The following is a 13,027-nucleotide window of genomic DNA, read 5'->3' as shown; positions in this document are numbered from 1 at the left end:
TGAAGGAGTCGAACCACATGTCCCAATATGATGTCATCATCGTCGGTGCCGGATCCATGGGAATGGCTGCCGGTTACTATCTTTCACGAACCAATCAAAAAATCTTACTACTAGACGCCCACAATCCGCCGCATGATCAAGCAAGTCATCACGGGGAGACACGGATCATCCGCCATGCCTATGGTGAAGGGGAAGCTTACGTACCGCTCGCGTTAACTGCGCAACGCTTATGGTACGAGTTAGAACAGGTCAGTGGTCGGAGCTTGTTCCTGAACACCGGAGTCTTGAATGCCGGTCAACGCTCGTCCCGTTCGATGCAGACGATCATCAAGAGTGCAGCGCAATACGATTTACCGCTCGAGGTCCTGACGGCTGAGGAAGTTAGAATCCGCTGGTCCGGCTTAACGATGCCCGACGATTATATCGGTTGTTTTGAACCGACGTCTGGTGTATTGAAATGCGAGGATTGTATTGAAGCATACCGGGACCTTGCTGTCGCGAACGGTGTCGACATCCGGACGAATGCAACAGTGACGACGCTTACTGCTCATGCCACTGGTGTTAACGTGACGGTTGGATCAGACATCTATTCAGCTGACGCGTTGATCGTCGCAGCCGGGGCTTGGTCTGGTCCGTTGCTCGAACAGACCGGCCTCTCCTTACCGCTTCGCCCGGTCCGAAAGACGTTTGCCTGGTTTGAAGCAGCGGAAGAAGTATTCAACGACGCGGTGTTCCCTGCCTTCGCCTTTGATACACCCGCCGGTTATTATTACGGTTTTCCAAGCATCGCTCAAGCCGGTCTGAAAATCGGACGCCACGATGGCGGCATCCCGGTTGATCCGAATCATCCACGCCGTCCATTTGGTCAAGAAGCCGGTGATCTGGCAGATTTACGACAGTTCACGAACACATTCATACCCTCGATCGATACCTTATCTCATGGTAAAGCATGTCTTTATACGATGACGCCAGATGAAAACTTCATCATCGATCTGCACCCGGACTATCCGCACATCGCGATTGCCGCCGGCTTTTCCGGTCACGGATTCAAGTTCAGCAGCTTGGTCGGAAAAGTACTCAGTGAATTGATCATGGAACAATCGACGAATGAACCGATCGCACCGTTCGCCATTGAACGATTTGCGAAACAAGGCATATGAAATGACAAAGACCGGCAACGAAAATTCGTTGTCGGTCTTCTCTTTCAACGGTATGATTTCACACCGATTCCTTCGATTCTTGCTGATTTTTTGCAGCTAGTTTTTCATGCTGCTTTTTTTCATCTTCACTCCACCAGCCGTGGATAAATAATACGAGTCCAACGAGCAATGCACTTATCGGGAAAAACGATAAACCGTATTCTCCAAGGTTTTCTCCTAGAAATTCGGGTGATAATTCAATATACGCTTGGAATAATTGAACGATGAAGAATAAGAAAAAACTAGTAACGAGTGCATATGTACCATAGCGATAACTTATATTTTTCATATGATGACTCCTTTCTTTACAATATTCTACTATAAATCATTCAAGAGAGGCATCACATTCCCTCTTTTTTCATTATCATTTTTAAGAATGTTCCCAAAAACATGCTAAGATAGTTTTAGGAAACGATTAAATGAAGGAGGGGAACACGACGTGAACTTTAATCTCTTCAAAAACCATGTCCGTTTTAAGATTGCGCTCGAATTGATTGATCTCGAAGATGGTTTATCAATCATGCAACTGAATCAACGCTTAACGGATGTACCGCAGTCGACCTTATACCGGCAAGTCAATGCGATGATGGACGATCAGTTATTGAAAGTCGTTGCCGTTCAGCGTGTCGGAAAAGTCGAAGAGAAAATATATGCTTTAAACACAAGCGGTTATCAAATCAGCGAAGCAGACTGGAACAGTGCGACGTACGACGAAAAAGTGAATTTCGTCTCGTTCTACTTCATGTATGTTTTACAGCAGTACCAAACATACTTCGAACAGACCGTTCAAACGGAAGGTCAGGACTACTCGACGTTCTCGATTGCTAAACTGCAGCTGACGGATGAAACCTTCAATGATTTCCAACAGGACATGCGGACATTGCTCGAAAAATATCATCACTTGGAGACTGAAGACCAAGCAAAAGAACGGACCGTCTCACTCGTCATCTTACCATAACTATTCTCTGTTTTAAGGAGGGTGTTTTTATCAAAATGAAACGAGACCATATTACGAGGGAGAGAAAATGGACCCCATGAAACACATCAAAGAAGATCTTGATGCAATTGTAATGGACACGTTGAACATAAAAGCAGAGCAGATTCTTAAGATTGGTGAAGGAGCTTGGCATACTGTATATCAATTAAAGAGAGTAGATGATCAAGACCTTGTAATTCGAATGAAAAAAAATAAGGCTTATGGCGAGTTACAACAGATTGATGAACAAGAGTTGACTACAGAGTATGAGTCAACGAAAGCTTACTATTTACACGCCAATACAAGTGGCCAACATGTCTGTCCTGACTTTTATGAGTATTTTATTGAAGATGACACAGTATTCACAGTAGAGACTTTCATGGGTCGTGGAACAGAATTATTGTTATTCGATCAGAATAAATCCCATTCTTACGGTACGAAATTAGGACAAATTTATCACAATATACATAACCATAAAACATCCATTAAAGGTTTCGGAGAACTGCGCTGGCAGGCAGAAACTCTACAAGGTAGCGATTTAAGAAACAGTGATACATTATGGCAGGAAGAAAATGACCATGTCTTAACCGCTTTAAGTACACTCATTCATTCTAGCCTTCGCTTTGATAAAGAAAAAGTCGATAAACATATTCATGCTTTAATTAAAAATAGACGAACTCAAATTCAAAATATCTCTCTCGTTAATCAAGATGTAACCCCAGAAAATTTAATCTTAAACAATGAGCAGATTGCAATCATTGATCCGTTTCCAAGATTGGATTTTGATTTGAAACATACGGCTTACTTTGTTTTTTGTTACAAATTTCTGTTACCAGCCTTTTCGAATGCACCAAGATACATAAATCAAGCGTATCAAGAAAAAAGTAATGTGTTAAAAGAAATCGCTGATGGATTTATAAGTGGATACTTCTTTAACGTGGTTGGAGACGAACGCACTACTCAAATTAGACGATTACTGGATGAATATACATTATGGATATTGCAAGAAGCGTATGAGCACTATGAAACCTTACAGCAACCTCACCTCAATCATAAAACAACGCAACAGATGGGGAATCGGGAAATGATAACTGCTCGCTTGCATCTATGCCTCGAAGAATTAGAAAAATGGTGTACGTAATAAGAGTAGATGCTGACTCAAACTGTAGTCTCTACAAAGATAAAAAGAATGATGCTTTACACGCAACTCCTACAGGAAAAGCGCATTATTGCGCTGTCAGAGACAAACAAGACCCGCTTTCCTGCTTGGATGAAGCAGGAAAACTGGCTTGTGTCTCGCCTGAGGAAAGGGCGTGAGAAAGCGAATCATTCTTTTTTTTGAGTCAGCCTCTTTATGTATCATGCTAGGTTTTGTTAAACGGAAACGAGAGATGATGTATCGAGTTCTTCACTTTCGATTACAATCGCCGTTAAACCCGTATCTGTCTTCGTTTCGTGCCATTCTCCTTGACTCCAAAATACGGCTTCCCCACTCTGAACGTTTATGTAGTCATCCGTTTCCCCTCTTACCCAACCTTCACCCTCTACAATTAATAGAAGTTGCGGTACGACAGCCTGGTGATAACCGACTACGCCATCCTTTTCTAAATGAATACATCCGATGTGCGTCACTTTTTCCGTCTGCATGATCCGTGACATCACAAAATTCGAATCGAATTTCGAAATTTTTTTACCAACTTCTTTTTTGAATTGATAAATCTGCATATGACCTCCTATAAATTATAATTCGTCTTTCATTCAAACTAATCAATCTATGTGTCATTTGGAAAATTTTGATAAGAGAAGTTTATCATAGCTGTAATGGATTGAAAACAAACGGTAATTCGCATCGGTCATTGACTTTTCTATTTTCATTATTGATAATGGAAATAGAAAAGGAGGGTGTTTCATGAATACAGATTTCTCTGCCTTATCACAAATCGACTGGGAACGCTTTTTGCCCCTATTATTGATTTACATCTCCATCAATCTGATTCTACTCATCTGCGCCTGTATCGATTGGTTTAGACGCAAGGACCGGATTGCGACACCGGCGGTATGGTTAATGGTCATTCTTCTCGTCCAACCGATTGGCTCGATTCTTTACTTCGTCATCGGAAGGAGGATGACAGCATGATTCAGATTTCCAATCTCCAGCTTTCACTTCAACGACGTCTCATTCTAGACGATATTTCCTTTACGATTCACGAACATGAATGTCTCGGACTGATTGGTCCAAATGGTGCCGGAAAGACGACACTCCTGAAATGTCTAAGCGGCATGATCGAGAGTGATCGTGGTTCCATCACGATGTCTTCCCGCCCCATCCGGCAACAGCAGCGATCGATCGGCTATTTATCCCAACAAACCGACTTTAAACCTTGGATGACGTGCGAACAGTCACTGCGTTTCTTCGGTCACTTGTCGGGGCTTGATCGCGCAACGTTAAATAAGCGGATTCCGGAAGTTCTACATGAAGTTGGACTCCACGCTCAACAAGCAGAAGTCATTGAACGCTTGTCCGGCGGGATGCGCCAACGTCTCGGGATCGCCCAAGCGATCTTACATGAACCGACATTTCTGATTCTCGATGAACCAGCTTCCGCCCTTGATCCAAATGGTCGGCATGATATCAATCAGTTGATCCTCCGTTTAAAGAAACGGATGACGATCATCGTCTCGACACACCTGTTAGAAGATGCGAAAACGTGTTGCGACCGTTTCCTCGTCATCAAACATGGAAAATTGCTTGGTCCGCTCGACAATCAACGCAACGTTGATCAATACCGGATTCAAGTCGAGACGCTTACACCTGTCCTACCGTTTTCTGCGACGCTATTTCCACGAGTCGAGATTAATCGAATCAACCCATGCTGCTATCAATTCTCTGCACAGCAGCCACTTGACCTTTCAGAGTTAGCGACCACCTTGATTCAACTAGGATGGTCGATTGCTTCGATCGCCTATCAACCAATTGGACTCGAGGAACGGTTCCTCGACATGGTGGCGGACGTATGAGGACGTTTTATACGCTGACGCTGACCGAGTGGTTGGAAGCGTGGAAAGAATGGAAAATCGTCTGGTTACCGCTGTTCTTCATTGCCCTCGGCGTGACGCAACCATTGCTGTTGATGTACATGGATGTCTTGCTCGCACACGTCGGAAATGCAGACGGAATCATCGTCGATCCGAATCGTCCTACTCCACAACCGCTTGACGTTTTCAGCGCAACCATTCACGGACAGTTCAATCAGCTCGGCTTGATTGTCCTGATCATGAGCTTCATGGGACTGCTCGCATCAGACCGACAAACTGGCATGCAGGATTTCATTCTGACGCGCCCTGTCTCCCGGAATGTTTATCTGCTGTCGAAATGGTTCAGTCACGGTATGATCAGTTTATTCGGAATTCTAATCGGGGCACTCACGTCCTATTGTCTGACCGTCTATTGGTTCGGATTCCTTTCGCCGATGCTTGCGCTACGCATCATCCTCGATTTTAGTCTTTGGACGTTGTTCGTCGTTAGTCTGACATTACTGATCAGCACCTTCTTGCAACGCGCTGTACCGATTGGCATCCTATCGCTCGTCGTCTCCTTGCTTCTTGTTGTACTTCCTTCTCTAAAGTCAGACGTTCTATTTTTCATGCCTGGTGCGCTTCTGTCAGTTCCATCGAACACATCGTTTTTTTCTTCGTCCCATCTGTTCGGTGTCATCTCTTGTCTCGTTTGGATTGTCCTCACACTCGGCTGGTCGGCACTTCGGTTCCGAAAAACGGCTTACTGATCCGACTCTACAACAAAAAAGGATAACGGAGGCGTTCAGCAGTCCGTTATCCTTTGTTTGGTTGTGTCTTTCGAATCGTTCGTTGTCTTGGGTGCATGGCAAGCTTCGCTTGACGCATCCGTTCAACGGCAGGATCCGTCGCAGCATCGAACGCCGCTAGACTCGGGTAATGACCGACAAGGCGTCCCTGCTCCAAAATCGCGAAGCTGTCGCAAAGTTGCTCGGCAGCTTTAATGTCATGGGTGATGAAGACATATGTTAGACCGTGTAGCCGCTTCAAGTCAGCTAACAATGCAAGAATCAATCGTTTGTTGACCATGTCGAGGCTACTGACTGCTTCGTCTAACACGATCAGACGTGGTTCAGCAGCAATCGCTCGCGCAATCGCGATCCGCTGCAGTTGCCCGCCACTGAACTGCGCTGGATATTTCGTCAAATCCGTCGCCTTGAGCCCGACTTGTTCGATTAACGTCATCAAGCGTTGTTGCCGCGCCTCTCCCTTTAAACGAATGAAGTTATCAAGCGGTTCCGCAATGATATCAGCCGCTGTCAGTTTCGGATTGACGGCAGCAAACGAGTCCTGAAAGACGACTTGGACGTCACCTTGAAACGGACGTTTTGTCGCGTAACGATCGACACCGTTAAACCAGATCATTCCGCTCGAGGGACGTTCGAGTCCAAGCAATAGTCGTCCGAGCGTACTTTTCCCGGCACCGCTCGATCCGAGCAACCCGAGACAGCGTCCGGCTTCAAGCGTCAATGAGACTTCGTGTAAGACAATCTGTGCTGGTTGAAACCGGCGCTTGTAGACATGCGAGACTTGATCAATTTGCAGTAGACTCATCCGAGCGCCTCCCTTCCGATATGCTGTGCGAGAAGTGACTGCGTATACGGATGTTGCGGTCGATCAAACAATTCAAAGACATCCGCCTGTTCGACGATCCGTCCTTGTTGCATGACGAGGACTTCGTCTGCAAGTTCAGCGATCACACCGAGATCGTGCGAGATGAGTAACATCGCCGTTCCGTAGGTCGCCCTCATCCGTTCAAGTAACTCAAGAACCGTCTTTTGATTGAAGACGTCGAGCGCGGTCGTTGGTTCGTCGGCAATCAGGACGCTCGGGCGAAGGGCGACGGCTAATGCGATCATGATCCGTTGCAACATCCCGCCACTCAGCTCGAACGGATAAGCTTTGAGCAACCGGGCGGCATCCGTTAGATTAACTTCTTCAAGTGCCGTCATCGCTTGCTGTTTCGCTTCACGCTTTGAACAACGTGAATGGGTCTGAATCGTCTCGATCATCTGGTGCCCGATCGAGTAGACCGGTGTGAAGGCACTCATCGGATTTTGCATGATGAATGCAATCTCACCGCCCCGAATCGACCGAACAGCGCGTTCCGATAAGGAAAGGATCGATTTTCCGTTCAGTCGGATATCACCGGTCACGTCTGTCGTTTGCGGATTAAGCAGACGCATCAACGCAAGACTCGTCACTGTCTTCCCACAACCACTTTCTCCGACGAGACCGAGGATTTGACCTGGTTGAATCGAGAACGTCACCCCTTCGATCAATGTTACTTGTTGTTTCGTACGGACGGTCAGACCGTCGACAGCTAAGATCGGTTTGATACGGGCACCTCCTCTCATTTCATCGTTTTTGATACACCGAATCGTTCTGCTAACTGTTCTCCTACTAGGTTAAAGCTGATGATGACGAGCATGATCGCAAGTCCCGGATAAATCATCAATTCCGGATTCGTCCGGATGTACGATTTTCCTTCGTGAATCATCGCTCCCCATTCGGCTGTCGGTGACTGGACACCAAGCCCAAGGAACGACATCGCCGAGATATCCATGATCGCCCAGCCCATCTCAAGTGTCCCAATGACGAGTAGCGGCGGTAAGATGTTCGGCAGGATGTGCGTCCGGATAATCTTCCATGAAGATGAACCGTTGACGCGAGCAGCCGCGATGAACGCTTCCGTCTTCAACGTCATGACCATTCCGCGGAACATCCGCGCGTAATAAACCCACTGGACGAGCATCAAGGCGATGATGACCTGCTTGAGACCCGGACCAAAGATACCGACGAGACCGAGGACGAGTATCAGACTCGGAAACGCCATTACACCGTCGCACAGACGCATTAAGAGTTGATCGACCCAACCGCCACGATAGCCGGCAAGTGTTCCGACGAACAATCCGATTGCAAGTGAGGCGATGAAAATCAACACGGCACACCCGAGTGAGATCCGCGCACCATAGATCAAGCGCGACAAGAGACAACGTCCGAGCTGGTCGGTTCCGAGCAGATAGGCTGACGAAGGTCCATGAAGCTTTTGCGTCAAGTCGACTAGATTCGGATCATGCGGCGCAATCCACGGTGCAAACAACGCAACGCCTGCCATGCCAATCAAGACGAGGGCACAGAGATAAAGAAGCGGTGTATATCGCGACCGAATCATCGTTGCTGGAAGTGGAGTATTCATACTGCTCCTCCTTTTTTCGCTAGTCGTGGATCGAGCACGGCTTGAATGATATCAACGAGCAAACTGCTGCCGATGAAGACGAGTGCCGCGAGAAAGACGTAGCCTTGGATGACCGGTATGTCTCGATCAAAGATCGCTTCGATGAAGTAGCGACCGAAGCCAGGCCACGAGAAAACGGTCTCGACGATGATCGTTCCCGTCAGCAACTTCCCGAGGTTCATCCCAAGACCGGTGATCATCGGCGGAATCGCCATCCGAAGGACGTGTTTGCCAAGAATCCGTCCTTCCTTTAATCCACGTGTCCGGGCAAACAAGACATATGGTTCATTCAATGCTTCAATCACACTTCCGCGCAGCAATCGTGTATAAAGGGCAATCAACGGAAAGGCGAGTGTCAATGCCGGTAAAATCAAGTGCATCACACTTCCTGTCCCGCCGACTGGAAACCAATCAAGCTTTACGGCAAAGAAGAAGATGAACAGATACCCGAGCCAAAACGACGGAATCGAAGCCCCGATGAAGGCGATTCCCCGACTCAGATGGTCAAAGAAGCCATTTTTCTTAATGCCGGCAAGGAACCCGAGTGGAATACTGATGACAAGCGCCAGCAACAGACTCGTCAAAGCCAGTTCGACTGTCGGTGGTAAACGGAGCAAGACATCTTCAAGGACCGGTTTACCCGATAGATACGATGTTCCGAAATCAAGCTGCGCCAAGCGGATGACGGCATCGATATATTGTTTGTAGAACGGTTGATCGAGCCCAAATTCTGCTCGTTTTGCCGCGAGTAGTTCATCCGTCGGTTGGATATGGGCAGCAGATAGATAGGCCTGTGCCGGATCAACTGGCGATAAATGAATCAACCCGGTCAGAATCAAGACAGCTAGTAACAAGATCGGGATGACGGATAATATACGTTTGACGAGGAAGACCCCCATGTCATCCCTCCTTTACTTAATGCCGATCCGGGCAAATGGACTCTCATCCCGGTTCGCCGGGAACTGGAAGTTCGTCACGTCCGACTGATAGATCGCCATCTTCTTCAAGTACGAAATCGGAATCAATGCCCCTTGATCTTGGAGTGATGGCAGAATGTCGGCGTACATCTTCTGACGTTTCGTCTCGTCCGTCGTCTTCAAGACATCTTTGATTTCTTGCAACAGTTGTTCTTTATTCGGATAAGCTGAAATCGCTTCCTTGAAGCCGAAGCCATCCGTATCAATCAGGTTCACGAACGTATGCGGATCATACGGTGCACCGAAGTTACTGTAGAAGTTGATATCAAACCGGTTATCCTTGAAGCGCTGGACTTGATCCGGTAGTTCGACAGCTTCTGTCTTCAGCTCGACACCGATTTTTGACCATTCCGACTGAAGTGTCTCGGCCATCGCCTTTTGGACCTGTTCTGCTGCGTCATACATCATCCCGATTTGCAATGGTTGACCGTCCTTGACGCGAACCTTCTCACCTTTCGGCAGTTTCCAGCCTGCTTCGTCAAGAAGACGATTCGCTTCCTTGACGTCATAATCCCGTTGCTTCACTTTCAGGTTCGACGTGTACGGCATGTTCGGTGGCAACAAGTAATCAGCTGGAGCTTCTAATCCCGACGTGATCCCTTCAACGAGGGCGGCTTTATCGAACCCGTGCTGTAACGCCTGGCGGACGCGTTCGTCAGACAGACGTTTATTTTTCGTGTTCAAGACGAGGAGACGCGTCGCGACTGGTTCAGACATCTGCGTTTTGTACGACTTATCCGTCTTCAACTGGTTGAAGGCATCGATGCTGATCGCCCCTTCCCCGTAAATCAGATCAACCTGTCCTTTTTCGAGTGCTAAGACACGTGTCTCCGCATCCGGGATGATGTCGACCTTGATGTGATCGACGTTCGGCTTCGGTCCCCAGTAGTTCTTGTTGACCTTAAACGTCGCGTACTGATCCGGTTTGTACTCGTCGAGCATCCATGGACCTGTCCCGACTTCCTTTTTGACACCTTTCGATGTATCGCCGTTCTCCGGGAATCCAGCCTCTCCGAGGAAACGTACCGGACGGACGACCGCGAGTTCCTGAATCGTCGGGTAATAGGCTTCGGATAATGTCAGACGGAATGTCTTCGCATCAACCGCTTCCGTCTTCTCGATTTTCGTGATGAACCCAAGCCAGCTATGTAAGGCTTTTTGTTTAAGGATCGCATCAAAATTCTTTTTGACGATGGCTGCGTCGAACGTCGAACCGTCCGAGAACTTGACGCCGTCACGGAGCGTGAACGTATACGTTTTTCCGTCTTCAGAAATCTTCCAAGATGAGGCTAAGTATGGCTCAAGCTTTCCACCTTCGCCGTAGTGGACGAGTGGCTCATAGATCATCGACTGTGCAAACAGTTGTGATGGGTTATAGACGTGCGGGTTCATCGTTCCAACGTCGCGTGGCCACGCGAGCGTCAATGTATCTTTATCTTTTCGCTCTCCTGTCGACTCGCCCGGATTCGAGCAGCCGATCAATAATGATGTCAAAGACAGGATCGAGACGGTAGAAATCAGTAATTTTTTACGGTTAACGTTCATGGTAAGCAGATCCCCCAACTTCTATTGATAATCATTTTCAATTGTAAGAGGGAAAGATAAGGATTGTCAATGAATAATCTAGATGTTGACTGGACTTTAAGCGCTTTTTGACAGGGTTTCCACAATTAACAGAGAACGTTCTGAGCACGTCTCTTTTTTGTAAATAATTGTAATCAAATACGTTAAACGGTATCCTAATCTGTAGGATATGTCTCTTGTGCAACAAGACGATTCGTATTGAAAGGATGATGTTATGTCACGACTGGTTTCCTCCGTCTCGCTTGTGTTTCTCGCTCTCCTCTTAGTTCTTCCTTTGCTAATGATCGATGGGCTGATTTTATCCATCGGAGATGTTTCCTACGACTTGTTCGTTGGTTGCCTTGTGTTTCTCTTATGTTTCTATCTCGCGAGTCTACTTGTTAGCGTCATCTTCGACGGAACGATGCGTGCGTTCGGTGGACTTTTTAAGCGCCCTATCTCGAACGTACTCTTTGCCGTAGTGAATTTTTGGGTAAGTTTAAGTGTCTTGCTTTGGATGGATCTCTACATTGAGTCCATCACGATTTCTCTCGCGACGAAAATCGTACTTGTGTCCGTACATACGGTATTGTTTTACCTGATTCATCAATTAGGAGATTTGACTGCTAAATCTTCCGAAGTCACCGAATCACATGATCCAGTCGTAAAGGAAGCCCTCCGCTTGTTAGAGAATGAGGATGCTGTGAAGTGTGTCGAGACGTTGTGTCTCAGGTTTCCTGACCGTCCGAAAAAAGACATCATTCGGATCGTCCATCGCCTACATAGCAATTAAAAAGACCTGATCGTTTCTGTGAAGACTCAGAAGCGTCAGGTCTTTTAATATTTCGTCATTTCTTCGCCATCTCATAAAACTGATACGTATTCTTTCCTGACGACTTAGCGGCATATAGCGCGACATCTGCCTGCTGTAGCAAGACTTTTAACTCTGGACGAAATTCGGTGTCATATATCACAATCCCGATACTTGTTGACACTCGGTAGTCTGTTTCCCACTCACTTAACGAAGTGACGATCCGCTTCGCGAGTCGCTCCCACCCTTCCCTTGAATCAGCATGACCGAAATGGAGGATGAACTCATCGCCTCCTAGGCGCACGGCCATCGCATCGTCTTGTTCGCGCACGAACTTTCGTAGACGTTGCGCGACCTCTTGCAAAACAATGTCCCCCGTCTCATGTCCAAAGACGTCGTTGACTTGCTTAAAGCCATCGAGATCAAGGAAGAACACCGCTCCTGTCTGTCCGGGATGATCCTCGAACTGCTTCGTTAAGTAGCGCCGATTATACAGTCCTGTCAACGCATCCTTCCAAGCATGACGCTCAAGCTCTAAGTAGTACAAGAAGAGTCGGACGATCCGTTGCAATAGCTGAACATTCTTCTGTTCATACAAGCTGACCCGATTATTGATCGCACATAATGTGCCGAACGTTTCCCCGCTCGTCAAGACGATTGGAATCCCTAAGTAGGACCGGACGTGAGCCTCCTCCAAACCTTTTCGCCAATCGCCGAGTTGTTCCGCGTTTGGAATATCTTCGAGGACGACCGGCTGTTTCGTCTCGAAATCAACCAGTTTACATAATGATTGGTTCAATTCAATCTGCATGCCTTCCACCATCGGAATATCTGCTTTATCGTTTGCAATCTTTAACATCCGTTGTTGTCCTGCTTCGATTGCTGATAAGTACAACATCTGATCCGGTAAAATCTCTTTTGCGAAATCGAGTACATCGTCAGCAAGCTCATCAAAATTTTGATACATCTTCAATTCTTCAAATGGTTGATTCATACAGCACCTCATTTCAAAGTCGTCTTCTGCGGTGTCTCTGATTTGAAAATTTGATACATATATTACCACTTTCTCTTTTTGAAGTCGTCTAAACCTCTGTTGCTTAAAAGCGTCCGATGGTCCTATTTCTACATCCAAATGAGAAGGATTATCATTTTTTTATTTTTGTATAGTTTATAGAAGTAAAAAACTGT

The 13,027-nt window shown here is 46.8% G+C and carries 15 protein-coding genes; 7 read left to right on the top strand and 8 right to left on the bottom strand.

Annotated features, from left to right (window positions below):
• Positions 1 to 17: 17 nt before the first annotated feature.
• On the top strand, positions 18 to 1,160 hold the full coding sequence (gene solA, locus VJ374_RS06655) for an N-methyl-L-tryptophan oxidase (RefSeq protein ID WP_329470696.1): 1,143 nt from the start codon (positions 18 to 20) through the stop codon (positions 1,158 to 1,160).
• 58 nt (positions 1,161 to 1,218) lie between these two features.
• Here the strand turns inward: solA and VJ374_RS06650 are convergent, their stop codons facing one another.
• Positions 1,219 to 1,488 (bottom strand): hypothetical protein, encoded by a 270-nt coding sequence (locus VJ374_RS06650; RefSeq protein WP_329470694.1) that lies wholly within the window; start codon positions 1,486 to 1,488, stop codon positions 1,219 to 1,221.
• A gap of 150 nt (positions 1,489 to 1,638) precedes the next feature.
• Between VJ374_RS06650 and VJ374_RS06645 the strand changes: the two genes are divergently transcribed.
• Both VJ374_RS06645 and VJ374_RS06640 read left to right on the top strand, forming a co-directional pair.
• A complete protein-coding gene (locus tag VJ374_RS06645) occupies positions 1,639 to 2,157 on the top strand; it encodes a transcriptional regulator (protein WP_329470693.1) in 519 nt (172 codons plus the stop codon).
• Between the two features lie 76 nt (positions 2,158 to 2,233).
• On the top strand, positions 2,234 to 3,316 hold the full coding sequence (locus VJ374_RS06640; protein ID WP_329470690.1) for a hypothetical protein: 1,083 nt from the start codon (positions 2,234 to 2,236) through the stop codon (positions 3,314 to 3,316).
• Between the two features lie 233 nt (positions 3,317 to 3,549).
• Here the strand turns inward: VJ374_RS06640 and VJ374_RS06635 are convergent, their stop codons facing one another.
• Positions 3,550 to 3,900, bottom strand: coding sequence for a cupin domain-containing protein (locus VJ374_RS06635; RefSeq protein ID WP_329470689.1), 351 nt, complete (start codon positions 3,898 to 3,900; stop codon positions 3,550 to 3,552).
• 184 nt (positions 3,901 to 4,084) lie between these two features.
• Here VJ374_RS06635 and VJ374_RS06630 point away from each other — a divergent pair, with 184 nt between their 5' ends.
• The 3 genes from VJ374_RS06630 to VJ374_RS06620 are packed head-to-tail and all read left to right on the top strand — an operon-like array spanning position 4,085 to position 5,960.
• Entirely contained in the window at positions 4,085 to 4,312 is a 228-nt protein-coding gene (locus tag VJ374_RS06630) for a PLD nuclease N-terminal domain-containing protein (RefSeq protein ID WP_329470687.1), read from the top strand.
• Positions 4,309 to 5,193, top strand: a complete 885-nt coding sequence (locus tag VJ374_RS06625) for an ABC transporter ATP-binding protein (RefSeq protein ID WP_329470685.1) — start codon at positions 4,309 to 4,311, stop codon at positions 5,191 to 5,193. The genes VJ374_RS06630 and VJ374_RS06625 overlap by 4 nt, the downstream gene beginning before the upstream one ends.
• The gene (locus VJ374_RS06620; protein ID WP_329470683.1) at positions 5,190 to 5,960 is read left to right on the top strand and encodes an ABC transporter permease; all 771 of its coding nucleotides are present in this window, start codon (positions 5,190 to 5,192) and stop codon (positions 5,958 to 5,960) included. Before VJ374_RS06625 ends, VJ374_RS06620 begins: the two co-directional genes overlap by 4 nt.
• Positions 5,961 to 6,006: 46 nt before the next feature.
• Here the strand turns inward: VJ374_RS06620 and VJ374_RS06615 are convergent, their stop codons facing one another.
• The 5 genes from VJ374_RS06615 to nikA are packed head-to-tail and all read right to left on the bottom strand — an operon-like array spanning position 6,007 to position 11,010.
• Positions 6,007 to 6,804, bottom strand: a complete 798-nt coding sequence (locus tag VJ374_RS06615) for an ATP-binding cassette domain-containing protein (protein ID WP_329470682.1) — start codon at positions 6,802 to 6,804, stop codon at positions 6,007 to 6,009.
• Complete coding sequence (locus VJ374_RS06610; RefSeq protein ID WP_329470680.1) at positions 6,801 to 7,607, bottom strand: ABC transporter ATP-binding protein; 807 nt, start codon at positions 7,605 to 7,607, stop codon at positions 6,801 to 6,803. The genes VJ374_RS06615 and VJ374_RS06610 overlap by 4 nt, the downstream gene beginning before the upstream one ends.
• The gene (gene nikC / locus VJ374_RS06605; RefSeq protein WP_442899602.1) at positions 7,604 to 8,449 is read right to left on the bottom strand and encodes a nickel ABC transporter permease subunit NikC; all 846 of its coding nucleotides are present in this window, start codon (positions 8,447 to 8,449) and stop codon (positions 7,604 to 7,606) included. The genes VJ374_RS06610 and nikC overlap by 4 nt, the downstream gene beginning before the upstream one ends.
• The gene (nikB, locus tag VJ374_RS06600; protein WP_329470678.1) at positions 8,446 to 9,387 is read right to left on the bottom strand and encodes a nickel ABC transporter permease; all 942 of its coding nucleotides are present in this window, start codon (positions 9,385 to 9,387) and stop codon (positions 8,446 to 8,448) included. Before nikB ends, nikC begins: the two co-directional genes overlap by 4 nt.
• A gap of 12 nt (positions 9,388 to 9,399) precedes the next feature.
• Positions 9,400 to 11,010, bottom strand: a complete 1,611-nt coding sequence (nikA, locus tag VJ374_RS06595; protein WP_290787387.1) for a nickel ABC transporter substrate-binding protein — start codon at positions 11,008 to 11,010, stop codon at positions 9,400 to 9,402.
• A gap of 253 nt (positions 11,011 to 11,263) precedes the next feature.
• Here nikA and VJ374_RS06590 point away from each other — a divergent pair, with 253 nt between their 5' ends.
• Entirely contained in the window at positions 11,264 to 11,821 is a 558-nt protein-coding gene (locus VJ374_RS06590; RefSeq protein WP_329470677.1) for a hypothetical protein, read from the top strand.
• Positions 11,822 to 11,876: 55 nt separating this feature from the next.
• Here the strand turns inward: VJ374_RS06590 and VJ374_RS06585 are convergent, their stop codons facing one another.
• Positions 11,877 to 12,833 carry a sensor domain-containing diguanylate cyclase gene (locus tag VJ374_RS06585; RefSeq protein ID WP_329470674.1) on the bottom strand — a complete coding sequence of 319 codons (957 nt, stop codon included), beginning with the start codon at positions 12,831 to 12,833 and terminating at the stop codon, positions 11,877 to 11,879.
• Positions 12,834 to 13,027 lie beyond the last annotated feature (194 nt).

The sequence above is a fragment of the Exiguobacterium sp. 9-2 genome (genome assembly GCF_036287235.1).
In the GTDB taxonomy this organism is placed as follows: domain Bacteria; phylum Bacillota; class Bacilli; order Exiguobacteriales; family Exiguobacteriaceae; genus Exiguobacterium_A.
Note: the sequence above shows the minus strand (reverse complement) of the source record. Positions and strands in the feature narration are given on the sequence as shown.